At 38.3% G+C, this 21,879-nt stretch carries 22 protein-coding genes; 14 read left to right on the top strand and 8 right to left on the bottom strand.

Going from position 1 to position 21,879, the window contains the following annotated elements; genetic code table 11:
* The first annotated feature begins 15 nt into the window (after window positions 1-15).
* The 10 genes from rpoC (at window position 16) to J4Q03_RS01580 (ending at window position 11,081) form a co-directional block, all read left to right on the top strand.
* On the top strand, window positions 16-4,281 hold the full coding sequence (gene rpoC / locus J4Q03_RS01625) for a DNA-directed RNA polymerase subunit beta' (protein WP_426046500.1): 4,266 nt from the start codon (window positions 16-18) through the stop codon (window positions 4,279-4,281).
* 87 nt (window positions 4,282-4,368) lie between these two features.
* Window positions 4,369-4,674 (top strand): DUF3467 domain-containing protein, encoded by a 306-nt coding sequence (locus J4Q03_RS01620; protein WP_034702050.1) that lies wholly within the window; start codon window positions 4,369-4,371, stop codon window positions 4,672-4,674.
* A 238-nt stretch (window positions 4,675-4,912) separates the two neighbouring features.
* Window positions 4,913-5,563 (top strand): Crp/Fnr family transcriptional regulator, encoded by a 651-nt coding sequence (locus tag J4Q03_RS01615; protein ID WP_426046499.1) that lies wholly within the window; start codon window positions 4,913-4,915, stop codon window positions 5,561-5,563.
* 126 nt (window positions 5,564-5,689) lie between these two features.
* A complete protein-coding gene (locus J4Q03_RS01610) occupies window positions 5,690-6,532 on the top strand; it encodes a DUF5777 family beta-barrel protein (protein WP_426046498.1) in 843 nt (280 codons plus the stop codon).
* Window position 6,533: 1 nt separating this feature from the next.
* A complete protein-coding gene (locus J4Q03_RS01605) occupies window positions 6,534-6,875 on the top strand; it encodes a c-type cytochrome (RefSeq protein ID WP_426046497.1) in 342 nt (113 codons plus the stop codon).
* A 9-nt stretch (window positions 6,876-6,884) separates the two neighbouring features.
* Window positions 6,885-7,430 (top strand): YceI family protein, encoded by a 546-nt coding sequence (locus J4Q03_RS01600; protein ID WP_426046496.1) that lies wholly within the window; start codon window positions 6,885-6,887, stop codon window positions 7,428-7,430.
* Window positions 7,427-7,954 carry an ankyrin repeat domain-containing protein gene (locus J4Q03_RS01595; protein ID WP_426046495.1) on the top strand — a complete coding sequence of 176 codons (528 nt, stop codon included), beginning with the start codon at window positions 7,427-7,429 and terminating at the stop codon, window positions 7,952-7,954. Before J4Q03_RS01600 ends, J4Q03_RS01595 begins: the two co-directional genes overlap by 4 nt.
* A 1-nt stretch (window position 7,955) precedes the next feature.
* Complete coding sequence (locus tag J4Q03_RS01590) at window positions 7,956-8,732, top strand: T9SS type A sorting domain-containing protein (RefSeq protein ID WP_426046494.1); 777 nt, start codon at window positions 7,956-7,958, stop codon at window positions 8,730-8,732.
* 138 nt (window positions 8,733-8,870) lie between these two features.
* Window positions 8,871-9,713, top strand: coding sequence for a GNAT family N-acetyltransferase (locus tag J4Q03_RS01585; RefSeq protein ID WP_426046493.1), 843 nt, complete (start codon window positions 8,871-8,873; stop codon window positions 9,711-9,713).
* A gap of 84 nt (window positions 9,714-9,797) precedes the next feature.
* Entirely contained in the window at window positions 9,798-11,081 is a 1,284-nt protein-coding gene (locus J4Q03_RS01580) for an ectonucleotide pyrophosphatase/phosphodiesterase (RefSeq protein ID WP_426046492.1), read from the top strand.
* Window positions 11,082-11,215: 134 nt separating this feature from the next.
* On the opposite strand, the gene J4Q03_RS01575 is transcribed toward J4Q03_RS01580, so the two are convergent.
* Window positions 11,216-12,094: an NAD(P)H-binding protein gene (locus J4Q03_RS01575; protein ID WP_426046491.1), complete on the bottom strand. Its 879-nt coding sequence runs from the start codon at window positions 12,092-12,094 to the stop codon at window positions 11,216-11,218.
* Between the two features lie 79 nt (window positions 12,095-12,173).
* Here J4Q03_RS01575 and J4Q03_RS01570 point away from each other — a divergent pair, with 79 nt between their 5' ends.
* Complete coding sequence (locus tag J4Q03_RS01570; protein WP_426046490.1) at window positions 12,174-12,533, top strand: winged helix-turn-helix transcriptional regulator; 360 nt, start codon at window positions 12,174-12,176, stop codon at window positions 12,531-12,533.
* Between the two features lie 57 nt (window positions 12,534-12,590).
* On the opposite strand, the gene J4Q03_RS01565 is transcribed toward J4Q03_RS01570, so the two are convergent.
* The gene (locus tag J4Q03_RS01565) at window positions 12,591-13,646 is read right to left on the bottom strand and encodes an NAD(P)-dependent alcohol dehydrogenase (protein ID WP_426046489.1); all 1,056 of its coding nucleotides are present in this window, start codon (window positions 13,644-13,646) and stop codon (window positions 12,591-12,593) included.
* 33 nt (window positions 13,647-13,679) lie between these two features.
* The gene (locus J4Q03_RS01560; protein ID WP_426046488.1) at window positions 13,680-14,084 is read right to left on the bottom strand and encodes a cupin domain-containing protein; all 405 of its coding nucleotides are present in this window, start codon (window positions 14,082-14,084) and stop codon (window positions 13,680-13,682) included.
* Between the two features lie 133 nt (window positions 14,085-14,217).
* On the opposite strand from J4Q03_RS01560, the gene J4Q03_RS01555 reads away from it, so the two are divergent.
* The 3 genes from J4Q03_RS01555 to J4Q03_RS01545 all read left to right on the top strand — a co-directional run bounded on the left by J4Q03_RS01555 (window position 14,218) and on the right by J4Q03_RS01545 (window position 16,983).
* Window positions 14,218-15,120 carry a helix-turn-helix domain-containing protein gene (locus tag J4Q03_RS01555; RefSeq protein ID WP_426046487.1) on the top strand — a complete coding sequence of 301 codons (903 nt, stop codon included), beginning with the start codon at window positions 14,218-14,220 and terminating at the stop codon, window positions 15,118-15,120.
* Between the two features lie 205 nt (window positions 15,121-15,325).
* Window positions 15,326-16,669 carry a carboxylesterase family protein gene (locus J4Q03_RS01550; RefSeq protein WP_426046486.1) on the top strand — a complete coding sequence of 448 codons (1,344 nt, stop codon included), beginning with the start codon at window positions 15,326-15,328 and terminating at the stop codon, window positions 16,667-16,669.
* A gap of 146 nt (window positions 16,670-16,815) precedes the next feature.
* Entirely contained in the window at window positions 16,816-16,983 is a 168-nt protein-coding gene (locus J4Q03_RS01545; protein ID WP_426046485.1) for a hypothetical protein, read from the top strand.
* A gap of 74 nt (window positions 16,984-17,057) precedes the next feature.
* On the opposite strand, the gene J4Q03_RS01540 is transcribed toward J4Q03_RS01545, so the two are convergent.
* The 5 genes from J4Q03_RS01540 to J4Q03_RS01520 form a co-directional block, all read right to left on the bottom strand.
* Window positions 17,058-18,530 (bottom strand): alpha-amylase, encoded by a 1,473-nt coding sequence (locus J4Q03_RS01540; RefSeq protein ID WP_426046484.1) that lies wholly within the window; start codon window positions 18,528-18,530, stop codon window positions 17,058-17,060.
* 45 nt (window positions 18,531-18,575) lie between these two features.
* Window positions 18,576-19,670, bottom strand: coding sequence for a DNA polymerase IV (gene dinB / locus J4Q03_RS01535; RefSeq protein ID WP_426046483.1), 1,095 nt, complete (start codon window positions 19,668-19,670; stop codon window positions 18,576-18,578).
* A 42-nt stretch (window positions 19,671-19,712) separates the two neighbouring features.
* The gene (locus J4Q03_RS01530) at window positions 19,713-20,168 is read right to left on the bottom strand and encodes a GNAT family N-acetyltransferase (RefSeq protein ID WP_426046482.1); all 456 of its coding nucleotides are present in this window, start codon (window positions 20,166-20,168) and stop codon (window positions 19,713-19,715) included.
* A complete protein-coding gene (locus J4Q03_RS01525) occupies window positions 20,168-20,683 on the bottom strand; it encodes a TlpA family protein disulfide reductase (protein ID WP_426046481.1) in 516 nt (171 codons plus the stop codon). The genes J4Q03_RS01530 and J4Q03_RS01525 overlap by 1 nt, the downstream gene beginning before the upstream one ends.
* A gap of 104 nt (window positions 20,684-20,787) precedes the next feature.
* Window positions 20,788-21,879, bottom strand: coding sequence for a PIN domain-containing protein (locus tag J4Q03_RS01520; RefSeq protein ID WP_426046480.1), 1,092 nt, complete (start codon window positions 21,877-21,879; stop codon window positions 20,788-20,790).

Genomic DNA, 21,879 nt, shown 5'->3' with positions numbered 1-21,879 from the left:
TCTAAAATCTAAAAAATGTCAAATAAAAATAAATCAAGTAGATTTAATAAAATAACCATCGGTTTAGCTTCACCGGAATCGATTCTTCAGGAATCAAGAGGGGAAGTCTTAAAGCCGGAAACTATTAACTACAGAACGCACAAGCCTGAAAGAGATGGTTTGTTCTGTGAAAAAATCTTTGGTCCGGTAAAGGATTACGAATGTGCTTGTGGTAAATACAAGAGAATTCGTTACAAAGGAATTGTTTGTGACCGTTGTGGAGTAGAAGTTACTGAGAAAAAAGTAAGAAGAGAAAGAATCGGACACATCAACCTTGTAGTGCCTATCGCGCACATCTGGTATTTCCGTTCATTACCGAACAAAATCGGTTACCTTTTAGGAATTCCTTCTAAGAAATTAGACATGATCATCTACTACGAAAGATATGTAGTGATTCAGCAGGGTATTGCTAAAAAATTAGACGGTTCTGACTTCGATAATATGGAGTTCCTTACAGAAGAAGAGTACCTGGACATCATGGAAACTCTTCCTGTGGAAAACCAGTATCTTGATGATTCCGATCCAAACAAATTCATCGCCAGAATGGGTGCTGAAGCTGTTGAAGATCTGTTAAAAAGAATCAATCTTGATGCATTGTCTTTCGATTTAAGACACAAAGCTCACAACGAAGGTTCCAAGCAAAGAAGAACTGAAGCTCTTAAAAGATTGAACGTTGTAGAGGCATTAAGAGGTGCCAATACAAGAATGATCAACAGACCAGAGTGGATGATTATGCGTGTGCTTCCTGTAATACCACCAGAACTGAGACCGTTGGTTCCGTTGGATGGAGGACGTTTCGCAACTTCTGACTTAAATGACCTTTACAGAAGAGTTATTATCAGAAACAACCGTCTGAAAAGACTTTTGGAGATCAAAGCTCCGGAAGTAATCTTGAGAAACGAGAAGCGTATGCTTCAGGAATCAGTAGATTCATTATTCGATAATACAAGAAAATCTTCTGCTGTAAAATCTGAATCAAACAGACCACTGAAATCACTTTCTGATTCATTGAAAGGTAAGCAGGGTCGTTTCCGTCAGAACTTACTAGGGAAAAGGGTAGACTACTCTGCGCGTTCCGTAATTGTTGTAGGTCCAAACTTACAGCTTCACGAATGTGGTATTCCTAAAGATATGGCAGCAGAACTTTACAAACCGTTTATCATCAGAAAACTGATCGAAAGAGGAATTGTAAAAACTGTGAAATCTGCAAAGAGAATCATCGACAGAAAAGAGCCTGTAGTATATGATATCCTTGAAAACGTGATGAAAGGCCACCCTGTTCTACTGAACAGAGCACCTACGCTTCACAGACTGGGTATTCAGGCATTCCAGCCGAAGATGATCGAAGGTAAAGCTATTCAGCTTCACCCGTTGGTAACAACAGCATTCAACGCCGATTTCGATGGTGACCAGATGGCGGTACACTTACCGTTAGGCCCTGAGGCAATCCTTGAAGCTCAGTTATTGATGCTAGGTTCTCAGAACATCCTGAACCCTGCAAACGGTTCTCCTATTACCGTACCTTCTCAGGACATGGTTCTTGGTCTTTATTTCATGACCAAAGAATTAAGCTCTACAGAAGAGAAAAAAGTTTTAGGAGAAGGTTTGGCATTCTATTCTCCGGAAGAAGCGGAAATTGCTTATGCTGAAGGTAGAGTTTCATTAAACGCTAAGGTAAGATGTAGACTACCAGTTAAAGAAGATGGTCAAATTACAACAAAATTGATCGAAACTTCTGTAGGTAGAATCTTATTCAACCAGATCGTGCCTAAGCAGTCAGGATATATTAATGAACTTCTTACTAAGAAATCATTAAGAAATGTTATTGGTAAAGTACTTGCTGATACAGATTTCCCTACAACTGTGAAGTTCCTGGATGCAATGAAAGACTTAGGGTATTCAAATGCATTTAAAGGTGGTCTTTCATTCTCATTAGGTGACATCGTTGTTCCTGTTGAGAAGAAGAAAATGATTGCTACATCTATTGAAACTGTTGACGAAATTAGAGCCAACTATAACATGGGTCTGATTACCGATACAGAACGTTATAACCAGGTAATCGACGTTTGGACCAACACCAACGCCGGATTAACTGAAATGATCATGGGTAGAATGAAAACCGATCAAGGTGGATTCAACTCTGTATATATGATGCTTGATTCTGGTGCGAGGGGTTCCAAAGAACAGATCCGTCAGTTATCAGGGATGAGAGGTTTGATGGCAAAACCGCAGAAAGCTGGTTCTACCGGTGCGGAAATTATTGAAAACCCGATCCTGGCAAACTTTAAAGAAGGTCTTTCCATCCTTGAGTACTTTATCTCTACTCACGGTGCCCGTAAAGGTCTTGCAGATACCGCTCTTAAAACAGCCGATGCCGGTTACTTAACAAGAAGATTGGTAGACGTTGCTCAGGACGTTATCGTTACTGAGGACGACTGTGGTACTTTAAGAGGTACTGAAGTGACTGCACTTAAGAAAAATGACGAGATCGTTGAAAAGATCTCCGAAAGAATCTTAGGTAGAGTTTCTCTTCATAATATCTACGATCCTGAAACAGATGAGCTGATCACTGAGGCAGATCAGGTAATTAATGAAGCATTAGCGAAGAGAATTGAAGCTGCAGGTTTAGAATTTGTAGAGGTTCGTTCACCGCTTACTTGTGAAACTAAAAAAGGGATCTGTGCAAAATGTTACGGTAGAAACTTAGCAACAGGTAAGATGATCCATATGGGTGAAGCAGTAGGTGTTATTGCTGCTCAGTCAATTGGGGAGCCTGGTACTCAGCTTACGTTGAGAACCTTCCACCAAGGGGGTGTATCCACGAACGTTTCAGAAAACCCATCTATTGTTGCAAGAAGAGACGGTGTTGTAGAATTGGATGAAGTAAGAACAATTACTTCTGAAGATGAAAACGGTAATACTGCGGAAGTAGTAGTTTCCCGTACAACAGAATTCAGATTGGTTACCGATAACGAGCAGAGAACACCAATGATGATTGCTAACGTACCTTACGGTTCTCAGTTAGTAGTTAAATCCGGTGATAAAGTGAAGAAAGGTGATCTTATTGCTAAATGGGATCCGTATAACGCGGTAATTATTGCTGAAACAGCTGGTAAAGTAGAATACGAGGATATCATCCAGGGTATTTCATTCCAGCTTGAAATTGACGAACAGACAGGATTTGAAGAGAAAGTAATCTCTGAATCCAGAAATAAGAAAGCTGTACCTACCTTAAAAGTAGTAGATTCTAAAGGAGTTGAGCAGAAAGGTTACAACTTACCGGTAGGAGCCCACTTAATGGTAAACGATGGTGAAAAAATTAAGGCTGGTAAAGTCTTGATCAAGATCCCAAGAAAATCTGCAAAAGCAGGGGATATCACCGGAGGTCTTCCGAGAGTTACCGAATTATTCGAAGCAAGAAACCCTTCAAACCCGGCGGTTGTTACTGAAATCGATGGGGTAGTTTCTTACGGAAAAATCAAGAGAGGTAACCGTGAACTTATTGTTGAGGCTAAAACTGGCGAAAGAAAGATTTACCTTGTGAAACTTTCCAACCAGATCCTTGTTCAGGAGAATGACTTCGTAAGAGCTGGTTCGCCACTTTCTGACGGTTCAATTACTCCGGATGACATCTTAAGAATTAAAGGTCCAACTGCGGTTCAGGAATATTTAGTAAACGAAATTCAGGAAGTTTACCGTCTTCAGGGGGTAAAAATCGACGATAAGCACTTCGAAATCATCGTAAGACAGATGATGACAAAAGTATCTATCGTAGACGGAGGTGATACTCAGTTCCTAGAAGGTGCATTAGAACATAAGTTTGATTTCTTGGAAGAAAACAACAGAGTATTCGGTCTTAAAGTAGTAGTGGAAGCTGGTGATTCTAAAGAATTCAAGCCAGGACAGATGATTACTGCTAGAGAATTAAGAGATGAGAACTCCAAGTTGAAGCGTGAAGATCAGGCCTTGGTTGAAGTAAGAGAAGCGCTTCCTGCTACAGCAACACCTGTATTGCAAGGTATTACAAGAGCAGCTCTTCAGACCAAGTCATTCATGTCTGCAGCATCATTCCAGGAAACTACTAAAGTTCTGAACGAAGCAGCTGTTGCTGGTAAAGTAGACTTCTTAAGTGGTCTTAAAGAAAATGTAATTGTAGGACACAGAATCCCTGCAGGTACAGGTCTTAAAGAATACCAGAATGTAATTGTAGGTTCTAAAAAAGAATTTGAAGACCTTAACTAAAATTAATGATTTGAAATTTGAGGTTTGAATTTATTTTTATATTTTCACAATCTCAAATTTCAATTTCAAAAAAAATAATTTATAAAAATGGACAACAATCAAAATCCTCAAGATGGAAACATCAACATCGAATTAAACGAAATGGTAGCTGCTGGAGTATATGCTAACTTAGCATTGGTAAACCACTCTCCATCTGAATTCGTTGTAGATTTCATCCAATTAATGCCAGGTGTACAACAGGCTAAAGTAAGATCAAGAATTATTCTTGCTCCACTTCATGCTAAGAGAGTACTTTCTGCTCTTCAACAAAACATCACTAACTACGAGCAGCAATTTGGAGAAATCAAAGAAGTTGAGCCTTTCGTATTAGGAGGTAACAACGTACAAGCTTAAGATTTTTCTTACAATACATAAGAATGCCTCAAATTTATTTGAGGCATTTTTTATTCCCGTTATCTCTGGTTGGCAACGGAAGAAACATCGCCACGTTTTGAGCCCATTATCTCAATTGAATCATTGTTTTGTTTATCAATTAATGATTAAGTTTTTATCAGATAGCCAAATATTCTTTTTTTCTGATCATATCAATAAGCCAATTTTATATATTTGCTTTGAAAACAATATAAAAGATATGGTAAATAACCAATTTATCCTTAGCAAATTTGGATTTTTGGGCGATGATTTTTTAAATGAGCTGCATGCGAATGCGATTATTACTGAAATAAAATCAAAAACAGAAATTATCAGGGAAGGACAAAAAAATAAATATGTTCCATTCCTTATTAAGGGTTCTATAAAAGTCTTTACCCTCAATGATGGCAGAGAACTGATTTATTACTACATAAAACCCAATGACAGCTGTCTGATGACCTTTTCATCCATTTTTACAGATTATACCAGCAGGGTATATGCTGTTGCAGAAGAAGAATCTGAAGTTATCCTGATTCCTGTTTCTGTTATCCATGGTTGGCTGATCCGTTTTCCGGAGCTCAACAGGGTGTTTTATCATGAATATGACAGACGTTTTTCAGATGTTATGAATATGGTGAATGATGCCGTATTTCACAGACTGGATAAAAGAGTTTTGAATTATATCCGTCAGCAGATTTCAGCCACAGGGAACAGTCCTTTAAAGATTACACATCGTGAAATAGCCAGCAATTTGGGAACTTCCAGGGAAGTTGTGAGCAGGGTTTTAAAAAAGATTGAAAACGAAGGCGAGATTATTCAGACCAAAGAAGGGATTAAAATCCTTGTCAATGAAGATGTTAGACCTGTCTAATATATGAAGTTTTAATTATTTTATTTTTATCATTGATAAAAACAATTCTTATGGTGACTTTTATCACACACTTTTGAATCGATAACTCAATAAGTTTGTCATATCATAATTTAATTCAAATTGTATATGACAAAAACTCTCTTATTTTTGTCGGTTTTTGCATCAGGTCTTGTCTCAGCACAGGAAGACCTGCTAAAAGATATCGACACTCTCAAAACAACTACATCAACTTCACAGCCGGCTTTTAAAGCCCTGCAGATCGTCACAGGACAATCTACAAAACTCTCCGCTAAAAATGAGTGGTATATTATTGTGGCTCACCGTTTCGGAGACATCAGTACAGGATTTAAAAACTTTTTCGGTCTGGACGATGCTTCTACTAAACTAGGAGTTATTTACGGTATTACAGACGGTATTTCAGCCAGCCTTTCAAGGGAGACCAACATGAAAACATTCGAAGGCGCTGTAAAGTATAAGCTCGTAAAGCAGTCAGAAAATTTTCCGGCAGACATAGTAGGCTATAATGTAATGGCTTTAAACACGGATCTGGATAAAGACAATTATCCTCATCTCAGATTCAGTGACAGGCTTTCCTATCTTACACAGGCTTTGATCTCAAGAAGATTCAATGATCAGTTTTCTTTACAGCTGACGCCCTCATATATTCATAAAAATCTTTATGATCCTGCTATTGAAGATAAAAATCAGTTTCTGGCCGGATTAGGAGGCCGTTATAAAATTTCCAAAAGAATTTCTATTAACGCAGAATATTTTGTGAATTTCGATGATCACAGCTTCTATAAAAATCCTCTGTCACTGGGGATGGATATAGAGACCGGGGGACATGTTTTCCAGCTTTTATTTTCGAATTCCCAGATCAATTCAGATATAGGATATCTTTCCAACGCGGTAGGAAAGTGGGGAAAAGGACAGATTTTCTTTGGGTTTAACCTTTACAGAGTTTTTTAAGATGAAAAAGATACTATACCTATTATCATCAGCAGCACTGTTTATTGCCTGTGACAGCAGGACTTATGAGGAGATTTCGGATAATACCCCAATTACAGTGACTGTAAAATATAATTCCGACGTAAAATCAATCGTTGACAATAACTGTATCGGATGCCATGCTGCCGGAAGTTTTAAACCTCTTACAACCTATACAGACGTAAAAAACAATATTGATGGGATTCTCGACAGGATACAGAGACCCAACGGAGATCCGGGAAAAATGCCACAAGGCGGATCCTTATCTCAGGCACAGATTAACACCTTTATAAAATGGAAAGCCGACGGGCTTGCTGAAAATTAAATATTTGATATGAAAAAAGTAGCATTAATAAGCAGTATACTGTTTTTCGCAGGCTTTGCTTCAGCCCAGAAATACAGTTCGAAAACAGGCAGTGTAATCTTTGAAGCATCTGTTCCGCTGTTCGAAGATGTGTATGCTAAGGATGATAATAATGTGGTTATCCTGAATACGGACAATGGGGAAATGGCTTCCGTTTCGGTAGTGAAAAACTTTCACTTTAAAACCAAACTGATGGAAGAACATTTCAATGAAAGCTATGCAGAAACAGCAAAATATCCTAAGGCAACGTTCAAAGGAAAGATTATAAATTTTGATAAAACAAAACTTACCGCCTCGCCACAGAAATATACCGTTCAGGGAACCCTGAATTTTCATGGAGTAGACAAAGCGGTTTCCTCCACAGCTACCATTTACAGCAAAGACGGGAAGATCTATATGCGGGGAAGCTTTGTGGCAAAACCTGCTGATCACAAGGTGACTATCCCAAAAGTAGTAACCAAAAAGATTGCTGAAAGTGTCAATGTAGAATACAATTATGTAATGACAAAACAATGAAAAATATCATCTTCATTATAAGTGTTTTCCTGAGTTTTTCCACAATGTCTGCCCAGGAAAAAGTAAAATCAATATTTGATATTGCCAGAAGCGGAACGGTAGCTGAAGTGAAAGATCTTATGAAACAGGATCCGGATATTATCAACAAAACCAATGAAAGCGGCTTCTCACCTCTTATCCTTGCCTGCTACAGAGGCAATACCGAAGTGGCTAAATTTTTGATCGATAATGTAAAAGATATCAATTATAAAAGTCAGGAAGGAACTGCTTTGGCAGGCCTTTCTGTAAAATATAATAAAGATTTGGCAGCTTATCTTTTAAGTAAGCATGCCAATCCCGATATTGCAGATTCCACAGGATCTACTCCTCTCTTTTGGGCGGTAAAGTTCGGAAATAAAGAACTGATCGAGATGCTGCTTCAGCACAAAGCAGATAAATCTAAAAAAGATTCAATGGGAATGACGCCTTTTGAATATGCTCTGCAGACCAATAATAAAGAAATCATCAACCTCTTAAAAAATTAAAATGAAAAAAGTTTTACTAACATTCAGTTTAGCCTTTGCCAATCTGGCTTGGGCACAGTTTTCGACAGGAACGGTCAGTTTATCGACCGGTATGACCATTAAGCTTGATACTAATGCTACCACAGCTACAATGACGCTTACAGGCCCTGATACATCCTATTTGGGCGTAGGTTTTGGCGGCACCGGAATAAGCGGAGGAATGGGAACAGGAGTAGACGGATTTATTTATAATTCAAATTCTACAGCCAGTGCCAATCTGGATTATACCTTTGCAGGAGTAGGAGCAACACCTAATGCTGATCCTTCACAGGACTGGACAGTCACTTCCAATACAACTTCAGGCGGCACAAGAACCATTGTGGCAACGAGATCACTGGCCGGCGGAACAGGAGATACCGTATTTACCAATAGCACAGGCTCGATCAATATTTTCTTTGCCAAAGGGTCTAGCACAACGCTGGCGGGGAACTACCATGGTGGAGGAACTTCCAACAGAGGGTATGCTGTTTTAACAAGAGGAGTGTTGGGAACAAGTGAAACTGTTGCAGAAAGTAAAAAAACAGGTCTTTATCCAAACCCAGCAAAAGAAACCGTAACATTTAAAAATGCAGATAAAATAAAGTCTGTTGATATTTATGAATCTACAGGAAGAAAAGTAAGGTCTGTAAAGCCTGACGGAGAAACTCTAAATGTAAGAGATCTGAAGCCCGGTATTTATTATCTTGAAATCACTCTGAAGGATGGAAACCTGTCTTATGAGAAGCTGATTAAAGAATAATCATTTAAAATATAACTTATCCAAATGCCTCTGATATCCGGAGGCATTTTTTATTTATTAGCCTTAAAATTTGAATGCTATATTTTCAGAGTACTGAACGTTTTTATACCTTTGATGGGTTTGAAGATAAAATAAGCTATGGAGATCAGAAATTTAAATACTATTACGACAGATGAGCTTTTATCTGTTTTTAACAAGTCCTTTTCAGATTATATTGTTCCCTTTCACCTGTCACAGGAACAGCTTGAAATGAAAATTACAGCAGATAAAATAGATTTGAACCTGTCTGTAGGGGCATTTGAATCCGGAAAACTGACAGGATTTATCCTTAATGCGGAAAAAGAGGAGGACGGGAATCGCATAGCATATAATGGAGGCACTGGTGTCGTCCCGGAATTCAGAGGACAGGGGCTGGTAAGAAAAATGTATGATTATATTCTTCCGGTATTCAGCGAAAGGAAAACGGATATGTTAACCCTTGAAGTAATCGAAGGTAATAATCCCGCCATCAGAGCGTATGAAAATTTGGGTTTCAGAACGGTGCGGAAGCTGTTATGTTTTAACGGAATTATAAATCTTGAAGAAAAGGATACTAATATTTCAATAAAAGAGATTGAAAGCTTTCAATGGGAAAAGTTCCAGTCTTTCTGGGATATAGAGCCTTCATGGCAGAGCTCAATAACAGTACTTGAGAATATTCGTCAAAACTGTACGATTTTGGGAGCGTATAAAGATGGGCAGCTTAAAGGATATATCATTTACAATCCTGCGGTTAAAAAAATCTATCAGATTGCTGTTGATCAAAATTCCAGAAGGCAGGGCATTGGTACAAAACTTTTGAACGCTATCGGGAAAATGAACGGAGGGCAGGCTGCCTCTGTAAACAATATAGATGATACTTCGGAAAATACTTCTGCCTTTCTAAATGCAGCCGGACTTACAAATTGGGTATCTCAGTTTGAAATGAAGAAGAATATTTAAAATTTAATCTGTTTTAATATACTTTTAATCTTATAAACTTTTCCGGAAGCAGTAGAGACCGTAACTTTGCCGAAAATTTTGATAATGAAGCGAGGAGTACAAATTTTACTGCTGTTTTTTTCTTTGATCATCTCTGCCCAACAGGCCAATATAGATACAGCTCAGGTAATTGTTTCCGACCGGACGAACAGTACTGAAGCCCGGACAAAACCTTATGTGATCATGATCTCTGCCGATGGTTTCCGGTATGACTACGCTAAAAAATATAATGCTGAAAATCTTCTGAAGCTATCCGCTAACGGGGTTCAGTCTGAAGCAATGATCCCAAGCTATCCAAGCATTACGTTTCCCAATCACTGGAGCCTGATCACAGGACTTTACCCTTCCCATCACGGGCTGATCGATAATTTCTTCTATGATTACAAAAGAAAAGAGCCGTATGCGATGAACAATAGGAAGAATGCTGAAGACGGCAGCTGGTATGGAGGAACTCCGCTGTGGTCATTGGCTGAAAAACAGGGAATGGTTTCTGCATCTCTCATGTGGGTAGGCTCTGCAAGCAATGCAGGAGGAATGAGACCTTCCTATTATTATCCGTATCATGAAAAATTTAAGCCTTCCGAAAAAGTAGATAAGGTCGTGAACTGGCTGAAGCTTCCGGAAGAAAAAAGGCCACATTTCATATCCCTGTATTTTCCGGAAGTTGACGGAAGCGGCCATCATTACGGACCGGACAGACAGGAAACAGAAAATGCAGTTCATCTGATCGATAACGCAATTGGAGAGCTTGTTCAAAAAGTCAATAACCTTGGGCTGAAAAATGTCAACTTTATTTTTGTTTCCGATCATGGGATGATAAAAGTGGATGGTGGAGCTCCACTGGAAATTCCGGCTATGCTTCTTGATAAAAACAGATTCGATTTTTACAATTCCCAGACCCTGCTTAGAGTATACGTCAAAAATCCTGCTGAGGTTAAAGTCGTTTATAAAGAGCTGAAAGCCAACAGAACAGATGATTATGAAGTATATCTTGATAAAAAGCTGCCTAAATATCTGCACTTTTCAACCAAAGATGATAAATATGACAGAATCGGACAGATCCTTCTGATTCCCAATGTGCCAAAAATATTCTTAGAAAAGGGAAAGAAAACATCTGTAGGTAAGCATGGCTATAATCCAAAGACGGTTCCTGAAATGAAAGCTACATTCTATGCATGGGGTCCTGAATTTAAAAGTAATATGGTGATCCATGAGTTTGCCAATGTTAACGTTTATCCTTTGGTCACTGAAATCTTAGGATTAAAAAATGACCAGCCTGTTGATGGAAAACTTAAGGTTTTAAAACGAATCCTGAAGGAGAAAAAATAAGCTGAGCTTTAACTTGAAATTAATATTGAATAATGATTCAAGTCTGAAAGATTTGATTTAAATAACAATTTCGGCGCACCTCAGGTGCGCCGAAATTGTTTACATATTTTTTTAGTCTCAGAAAAAAATCAAGCTTAAAATTTATGAGCAAATTCACGGGCAAAGTCCTCAAGGCTTACTGAGCCATTAACCGGCGATCCCTGTTCAATAAAATCCTTCTGAACAACACCGGTTCTCATTCCTTTTCCCATTTCAACATAAAGTTCAGCCATTTCATGTGGTAGACCGGCCTGAACCATTCCTTCAAAAGATTGCTCATCTGTAAATTCAACCCATGGTAATTCCGGATTCCCAACAGCAGTTCCTAAAACTTTTGCAAAATCTGCAGGCGGACGCGAATCGCTTACAACATAACGGATATTTTTGCCCGCTGTATTTTTTACCAGTTCTTCAGCTGCCGCTTTAGCAATATCAGTGGGATGGACCAATGGAATATCTATATTTTCAGGATAATTTCCACCGATAATGCCTGCGTTTTTAATCAATGGAATATCATTGAAAAAGTTAATGTAAAAATAACCTGCCCTTAACAAAGTAACAGAAGTGCTTTCCAGCTCATTATACAGTTTTTCAATATGGTGAAGTCCTTTAATCGGGCCGTTTTCAACCGGAGAATCAGCTCCCACGCTGCTTAGCATGACCAGTCTTTTTACTCCTGTTTTGGCAATGGCTTCAGCATAATTTTTTCCTGCATTTCTTGTGTTTTCGACGATATTGGTTTCACCTATGATCGGTGGAGTCATTGCAAATACGGCATCAGCACCTTCAAATGCTTTAATTAAAAAATTCACATCAGTAATAGAACCGATGGCAGCTTTCGCCCCTAAAGATTCAATCTCATTTTTTTTGGTTTCACTGCTGCTGATTACAGTAATATCATGACCTTCAGCAATTAATTGCTGCGCTAACGGTTTCGCGGTGTTCCCTAAAGAACCTGTTACAATAATTTTCATATTAAATGTTGTTTATTTCTTTATACAAAGTTATATTTGTACTTACTTTTATACAAGTACTTACCCTAAAGTATGTATCATGACAGCAATTAAAGAAAGCTCTACCATTCAGCAGAACAGAAAAAATATCTTGGAACAGTGCCCTGTAATGTATGTTATGGAAAAAATAGGTGGCTTTTGGAAGCCTATTATTCTGTTCAACCTTTCAACAGGAGAGAAGAGATACAGCGAATTAAAAAGAGCCATTCCTGAGGTGACAGAAAAAATGCTGATCCAGCACCTTAAACAACTAGAAGCTGATGGGCTGGTTATCAGAACAGCAAAACCGGTAGTTCCTCCGCATGTTACCTACGAGCTCAGCAAAGCAGGCCTCAAACTGGCTCCTGTCATTGATGCAATGGCAGACTGGGCCTTTCAGGATATGAAAAAGACTTACTAAATGTCAATAAAAAAGACTCTTCAACGCGAAGAGTCTTTTTATTTTAATAGCCGGAAATTATGATAAAGATTTCATATCAATAACGAAACGGTATCTCACATCACTTTTCAGCATCCTTTCATAGGCTTCATTGATCTCCTGCATCTTGATGATCTCAATTTCAGAAACAATATTGTGCTCACCGCAGAAATCTAGCATTTCCTGAGTTTCAGCAATACCTCCGATTAAAGAAGCTGCTACAGATCTTCTTCCCATGATCATAGGAACCGTATTCAGGATAGGTTCCAAACCACCTAAGTATCCTACTAAAACAAGCGTTCCGCTTATATTCAGGGTAGCAACATAAGGATTCACATCATGTACATAAGGAACAGTATCAATAATCACATCGAATTTTCCTTTTACAGAATTCATATGATCATCATCTGTGGAAATAACCACATCATCTGCGCCCAGCTGCTTGGCATCATCTGTTTTTCCGGGAGTTCTTGAGAATAAAGTCACTTCTGCACCTAATCCTTTTGCCAGTTTAATTGCCATATGACCTAGTCCACCTAAACCAACAACTGCCACTTTAGAACCGGGACCCACGTTCCAGTGTCTCAATGGAGACCATGTGGTAATACCTGCACACAGCAACGGTGCTACAGCAGCCAGATCTAAGTTTTCAGGCACCCTTAAAACAAAACTTTCATCTACAACTACTTTTTCAGAATATCCTCCGAAAGTATGTCCTCCCAAATGTTTGTCTTTTCCGTTATAGGTTCCTGTAAATCCATTTAAGCAGTACTGCTCCAGATCCTTTTTACAGCTGTCGCAGGTTCCGCATGAATCTACCATACATCCTACCGCTGCAAGGTCTCCCACTTTAAATTTGGAAACTTCACTTCCCACATTGGTTATTCTTCCGACAATTTCATGTCCGGGAACTACAGGATACATAGATCCGCCCCAGTCGTTTCTCGCCGTATGGAGGTCAGAGTGACAGACTCCGCAGTATAGAATTTCAATTTCTATATCCTTAGGTGTCGTTTCTCTTCTTTCAATATTCATTTCTATCAGGTCTGCCGTAGTAGACTCAGCCCCATAGGCTTTTACTGTGATTGTGCTCATTGGTTTATTTAATTTAAGTTATTTTAAGTTCAGTTATAAATTATTGTATTCCTCATCACTTACAGGTTCCATCCATTCCACAATACCGTTCTGAGTATTGGGATTGATGGCCATATGTGTGAATTCACTGTCTGCAGACGCTCCATGCCAGTGGATAATACCGGGAAGGATATTCACGACATCTCCGGGATGTAAAACCTGTGCGGGTTTGCCTTTTTCCTGATAAAAACCTGTTCCTGAAGTTACAATTAAAATCTGGCCTCCACCGTGAGAATGCCAGTTATTTCTGCAGCCGGGTTCAAAAATAACATTTCCGATCTGGCAGTTCAGATCATCTTCGTTAGGCTTTAAAATATGAACCCAGGCAGTTCCTCCCGAAAAATAAGCTTCGGGGGCCTTTTCTCCTTTGGGAAAAATATGGGTATTGAATGTTTCCATAACGGTACAAAAGTCGATACTTTTAAGTAAACATAACTTATACAGATTACCGAAATACTTACCAATTTTACAGACACCCTAAAAAGGTCCGCAGGAAAGTGGTAATTTTGAATAAGCTTAAAAAAGATAGTTAATGGAAGATCAGGAAGTTGAAAATGTAAACAGTATTTCAGATTACAATAAAATGGTGAACAATGAAACACTGCATCCGCTGGTCAGCGTGGTAGATTTTGCAAAATCTGATCCTATATGCCAGTACAAAAGAACCTATACTTTTTACACCGTTTTTCTGAAAGATGTGATCTGTGGCGATATGCATTACGGAAAGCACAGCTATGACTATCAGGAAGGCACTCTGGTTTTTATTGCTCCGGGACAGGTAAGCGGGGTTACGAATGATGGAAAATCCATACAGCCGGGCGGATATGCACTGCTGTTTCATCCGGACCTTATCAAAGGGACCAATCTTGGCAAGAATATCAAAGAGTACAGCTTTTTTTCCTATGACGTGCATGAGGCATTACATCTTTCAGAAAAAGAAAGAGAAATTGTTCTGGAATGTTTTAAAAATATAAAACTTGAGCTCGAACAGTCCATCGACAAGCACAGCAAATCATTAATAGTTAACAATATCGAACTGTTCCTAAACTACTGTATGCGGTTCTACGACCGTCAGTTCATTACAAGAGACCATGTTAACCAGGGTGTTATCGGAAAGTTTGAAAATCTGGTGGATGATTATTTTAAATCAGATAATCCAAAAAATATTGGCTTCCCGATGGTCAATTATTTTGCAGAAAAGCTGAATCTGTCTGCGAATTATTTCGGTGACCTGATCAAAAAAGAATTGGGAGTTTCCGCTCAGGAATTTATTCATAATAAGCTGATTGATGTTGCCAAAGAACAGATCCTGAATCCGTCAAAATCAATCAGTGAGATTTCCTATGATCTTGGGTTTAAGTATCCACAGCATTTTACAAGATTATTCAAGACTAAAGTCGGTGTTTCCCCGAGCGAGTACAAAACATTAAACTGATGGCTTTGAAACACAAATAGCACCCATATCTTCACAAACTTCACATTTTTCCACTTCGGATTATTTGTGGAAATTCGTGTTAAACTTACTTATAGATTAGCAACATAAAAACCTTAGCATTTTAGCGTTAAAACCGGGTGAAAATTTTCTCATTTCAAAAAACTGAATTAATTTTAATAGGATAAAATTTTTCAAAGTTTTTAAAATGACAGTTGAGCAGACCACAACCCACATTTTTCAGACTTCTTTCGGGAAAGTTATTGCATTAAAAAACAACGGCGTCATCAGAGCCAGAAGCATCCGGTATGCCCGTTCTGAAAGATTTCAAAAACCTGTTGCGGAGCAGCCTTCACCCTCAGAAATTATTTTTCCGGATAAAACTCCCGTTTGCCCGCAGACCATTAGTCCGCTGGTAGAAAAAATGATTGGGCCTACTCATCTTGAAAGCTTTGATCCTGATGAATCCACACAGTATCTTTCGGTTTTCCGTCCTGACACTTTCACTGACCATGAGAAACTTCCTGTCATAGTGTGGATTCATGGTGGTTCCCATGAAATAGGATGCGGAGACCTTCCTACATCTGATCCTGGTGAATGGGTGCGGGAACAGCAGATTATTGTTGTTACCGTTTCCTACAGGCTCGGACTTTTCGGATTTCTGGGAGGTGATGAAAGACCACCCAATCTAGGGCTGCTCGATATCATAGAAGCATTAAAATGGATCAAAGCCTATATCGCAGAATTTGGAGGTGATTCTGAAAATATTACCCTTTTAGGTCAGTCTTCAGGCGGCGATGCTATTGCCCACCTGATGATTTCCGAAGGGGTTGAAGGCCTGTTTCAAAGAGTGATTATCCAGAGTGCCCCGTTGGGATTACGTCACAAAAGACAGAAAATGTCTGCCGAATTTCTCAAAAAAACTGAAGGGCTGAAAGACGAAACGGATGTTTTTAAAATGATGGATGAATATAAAAAATACATACCGTCCGTCATTAAATACGGCTTGAAAGCGGCTATGCCTTTCGGGATTCAGTATGGGTTTCCACCTGTATGCAAAGAAGAGGAATCTGTAGAGAAATGGAAAGTAAATGCACAGAAGTACGATGTTCTGATTGGCTTGAATAACGATGAGACAGCATTTTACCTTAAAACTTCTGATGCTTTGAATAAATATTTAGGGAAAGGGCTGGGGTTGAAGATCATGGATAAAACGGTTCAAAAAACCACCGAACTTATTTATGGAACTCCGGCAAAAATATTTGCTGAAAATTATGCAAAAGCGGGAGGGAACGTTTACTTGTTTAGAATTCATTCCAGATCAGAAGACAGCCCTATCGGCGCACCGCACTGTATTGATCTTCCTTTGATTTTTGGAAATGAGGCGGCCTGGAAATCCTCTGAAATGTTAAAAAATATTCCGTGGAAATACATTAATGAGGATGGCAGGAAACTCAGGGCGCTCTGGGCAGAATTTGCAGGAAGCGGGGATATTGCTGAGGATTCTGAACGTCCGGAGATCCTGAAAATTCAAAAAATAAGTTTTAAATAAATTCAGACAAAATTTTTGTAAAAAAGCAGAATGTAAGTATTTAGTTTACGGAATAGACAGCTTTAAGTATCTGTTTGGTGATATATGAGTGATAATAATGATATTTTGCGTATATTAGGATAACCAAACCAAAAAATCTATTAATTATGAAAACAACACTTTTTACTAACGTACGAAAACTTGACAGAAAAGAACTTAAGAATCTAAAAGGAGGAGATATCATCGGGAACAATGTCTGCTGTACCTCCAACGAGGATGGTTACTGCTGTGAATGGGCCATTAATATACAGAATTGCAGGTACATCCACTGCTAATTATTCTGTCAGAAAAAAAAATTAAGGCATACATAACTGTTGGTGATGTGTGCCTTTTTATAATATCTTCAGGATTACTCAGAGACCCATACGCTTACATTTCCTGCAGGGACCGGAAAGTTTCCCCATCCGTTTTCATCAATGGTTACTTTCTCCTTAAACCGTTTAAGCAGGTCATGAAACTTTTTCCCTGCATACTGTTTTCCCATTTCCATAGGTTTGCTGTAGGCATCTTTATTGCTGAGAACTACGGCACATCCCGAATGTTCATCATCACCTTCACGTGTCCAGCCCAGACAGTTGATGTCTTCAAAATAATCCCTTTGCGTTCCGTACGCATGTTCCTTTCTTGCCTTGAGAAGCTCTTCTATTCCATCCACTTTCGGCAGAAAAATCTCATGACTGTTACCGTCTCTGCCTTTGTCCACATAATGGGCACCATAGAGGTCAGGATAAAAAACGCATGGATATCCATTCTCGCGAAGCAGGATCAAGGCATAAGCTATCGGCTTGAACCATGATTGTACCGGTGCTTCAAGATCCTGAAGGGGCTGCGTGTCATGATTATCCACAAGACTTACGGAGCGCATAGGATCTGCCTCGGTAAGAGTTTGGTCAAAAATCCTCCGGAGATCATAGGAGCTGCCTTCATTAGATGCCGTATGGAAATTATTCTGCAGTGAGCTGTCAAAAAGGCTCATGCATCCTTCCGTGACCTCAATATATTTCTGTAGAAGATTGAGCTGTCCCGGGGCCCAGTATTCTCCGACTGCAAAAATATTTTTCCCGGAATTGGAGCGGAGCATGGTTAGCCATTCTTTATAAAAATCAAATGAAATATGTTTTAAGGCATCCAGTCTTACTCCGTCAAAATCGGTCATATTGAAATACCATTCGGCCCAGTTGTTGAGCTCTTCGCGTACAAAAGGATTCCGGTGCTCAATATCGTTGTACATCAGGTAGTCGTAATTCCCTTTCTCATCGTCAATCATCTCTTCCCAGTCGTTTCCGTACTCAGACTGTATTTTAAAGATATGCGAGTCCATACCTTCGGCATAATCTACACCGCTGAAGCAGGTAAAGTTCCATTCAAAATCAGAATACTTTTTCTTTCTTCCGGGAAACGTGAATTTGGTATATGATTCTATCTCAATGACTTCAGAAATAATCTTTTCCCTGTTGTTTTCGTCTACTTTTACTGCTTTAAACTTTTCCAGTTCATCTCCACCGGCTTTATGCCCCAGAACGATATCTACGATTACTTCAATATTTTGCTTTTTTAAGGCTTTAATAGCTTTGACGTAATCATTTCTGGTGCCATATTTGGTGGGAATGCTTCCTTTCTGGTCAAACTCTCCGAGGTCATACAGGTCATAAGCATCATATCCTACAGAGTGGCCTCCGTTTGTTCCTTTATAGGCAGGGGGGAACCATACTGAAGTAATTCCTAATTTTGCCAGATATGCGGCCTGCTTTTCTGCTTCTTTCCATAATTTTCCGTTCCCTTCCGAGTACCAGTGGAAAAATTGAATCATTGTCGGGTTCATAGGCTGTAATTTGGTCACTACAAGATAGTGAAAATTTTTTACCCGTTAATTCTCAAATTCTTCAAACGGAATTTTTAGTTGAATAGAAACCTGCTTTTTTTCTTCGGTGTTGAGGTGGGAGAGGGATAGCCCCAACAATCTTACAGGCTTATCAAAAGGCCTTAATTCCCAAAGCTTTTTCCCAGTGGTGAAATACTGTTCAGGCGACGTGAAATATTCTTCTTTTGTAAAGCTTCTTGTAAAAAGTGAGAAATCTTTATACTTGATTTTTAAAGTTAAAGCTCTTCCCAGGATATTATTCTTTTGCAGCCTCTGGTGAAGTTCCTGGCTCAGATGTTCCAGCTTTTCATTAATCGCCTGGTCGTCAAAAAGATCTTCAAAAAAAGTTCTCTCCACAGCAACACTTTTCTGGATTCTGTGTGGCTTTACCTCAGAATTATGAATACCGCGGACTACATTATAATAGTAACCGCCGGATTTTCCAAAAAGTCTGACCAGCTCTTCAAGCGTTTTTTTCTTTAAGTCTTTTCCTTTATAAATCCCTAAACTAAACATTTTGTTAGCCGTAACCTTTCCAACACCGTAAAATTTTTCGACCGGAAGCTCTTCAAGAAAACCTTCAATTCTATCCGGATGAATGGTCTTCTGTCCGTTCGGTTTATTGATGTCGGATGCTACTTTTGCGAGAAATTTGTTAACGGAAATGCCTGCAGAAGCGGTAAGTCCTGTCTGTTCAAATATTTTCTGACGGATCTCTCTGGCAATCTGATTGGCAGATTCTATTTCTTTTTTATTTTCAGTGACATCGAGGTAGGCTTCGTCCAGCGACAGAGGTTCTACAAGATCAGTATATTCATGGAAAATTTCGCGGATCTGTTTTGATATTTCTTTGTACCGGGTAAAGCGGGGCGTCACAAAAATAATATGAGGGCACTTTTCTTTGGCTGTTTTGCTGGGCATTGCAGAGCGTACACCATATTTTCTGGCTTCATAGCTCGCTGCTGCAACGACTCCGCGGTGTTCTCCTCCTACAGCAATAGGTTTCCCCTTAAGCGAAGGGTTGTCATGCTGTTCCACAGAAGCATAAAATGCATCCATATCAACATGAATAATCTTGCGGGTGGAAAAAGAAGAATCCATACCGCAAAGATATGGATTCCTTTATTTTGAATTAAATTGTTATTACGTTTTCATTCTCATCGTGACGAGTAATGGTTCAAAACCTCCTTTTTCATAAGCTTTTACAGCGGACTCGTTTTGAGAATAGACATCCAGTCTGATTTCGGACATTCCTTTGGATTTTGCCCAGCTGATCAGTTCGTTAAGAATCAGCTTATTCACTCCTTTTCCTCTGTGTTCGGGCTTTACATACATAAATCCCAGGTAAGCATATCGATCGAAATTGGAATAATTATTCCCAGGTTTTTTGACCAGCGCATAACCGGAAGCTATGATTTCGTTTTCCTCTTCAGTAACAAGTACCAAAGCTTCTTCAGATCTTATCAGGTGGAGCAGATCATAATAATGAATTTCTCCATCAATAAGAGTACTGTTAAATGGTCTTTCCGCGGAAACAATTCCCTGTTCAAATTCTAAAAGGACCGGCAGATCCTGTTCTGTAGCTTCTCTTGTGATCATTATTTTAAAAGACGGTTGATGGTTTCCTGTATTTCCGGATCTTCAGGGGAAATTGCATAATATTTCGCGATGGAAGACTTCTGGTCTACGATCATATATCTTGGAATCCAGTTCAGATCAATGTAATTGTTAAAATCATTTTTCCATCCTGAAGAAAACCAATAATTATCCTTGTCCTTCATGTGGAATCTGTCCAGGCTTTTATCAAAGCCCTCTTTTGATCTTTCCAGTGAAAGGAATACAAAATCTACGTTCGGATTATTTTTTTCAAGTTCTTCAGCTTTTGAAAGTGCCTTTAAGCAGTCTCTGCACCATCCGGCCCAGAAATCAATGACTAAAACTTTTCCTTTATGCTGATCAAGAATCTGCTGAATGGTCATGCTTTTTCCTTCTTCATCTTCCAGCTTCTGTACCAGAGCTTCTTTGGAGAAACTGGTTTTGAGTACTTTCGGCTGCTGCTGTGCATAACTCAGTCCGAAAACACTGATCATAATAATTAATGCGAACTTTTTCATTCTCTCAATTTCATTTATACAAATCTAAACAATGAAACGCAATTTGAGATTGATTTCTTATGAATTAGGAAAAGTTTAAGAAAATTAAGTAATCCTATAAATGCTCATTCAATTGTAGGTTTATTAGAACTGCTTTTCAAATTTTCATTAATTATTTTATATACATCGGTAGCGACTAAATCATGAAGTCTTTTTCTGTCGTCTTCATTTAATAATCGTTCGAGACTATTTTTATTGGGTGAAATTCGAAAAATCTTCGATTTAGTATATCTTTGAGGAAAATCAAATTCTAATTTTGAATTTGTTTTTTCATCAGAAACTCTAATTTCTTTTATTTCTTCTAATGTTTTATCGGTTATTTCAGGAAGTAGATTTTTTTCTTTAGCAAAATGCAAAAAACTATCTGCATTATAAATTAAAATTCTAATACCTGTAGAATTATAAAATTCCTTGATTAATTCTTCTCTAGGCCTTATGGTTTTACCTTTTTCTATTGTCCACCAATCTTCTTTTCTATCATCAGTAACAAAAATGATTGGTTTTTTTTCTCTTTTTGTATATTCTATTAACTCTTTCCAAATTATTAAGTCGCCATAAATATTTCTTTCACCCTTACTTTTCTTATCTTCCATATCCATATAACCCGGCGGAATTTTTTCAGCATATCTTTCCTTACCCTCGTCATAGATTTTCTTTAATTCTGGTTTTTGAAAATCTTTTCCAATACAGTTTTGAAATAAGTCAGTAATCGCATATAATAATGAATCATCGGATTCAAAGTCTGGATGTGTTTTCTGTTGTTTTTCTAATTCTTTGGATATTTTAGATAAGAATTCATTATTTAATTTTTCTAGTGAATTTAATTTTAATGCGGGATGTTTTTTGAATCTATCTAATTGCTTTTCTATGTTTTCTTGAAAGCATTTTTTATATGATTCTTCTAATTCTTTGTAAGCTGATTTTGTACCATTAATAACACCCAATCTATTTCTATGAAATTCAAAGGCTGCTTGATAAGGTATAAATAATCTATTCTTGATAGATCTTAAAGCATTAACAAAATCATTTCTAGTACTTTCAGAATAACGATATAAGTTTAAAATTGAATTTGCATCAAAACAAAAAACTCCTTCATTCCATGAGGAGTCAGTCTCTTCTTGAGTTGGATTATAAAAACCAATAAATTCTTTTTTCAT

It is taken from the genome of Chryseobacterium sp. NFX27 (genome assembly GCF_049887855.1).
Lineage (GTDB): Bacteria > Bacteroidota > Bacteroidia > Flavobacteriales > Weeksellaceae > Chryseobacterium.
This window is presented reverse-complemented; position numbering and strand designations above follow the sequence as displayed.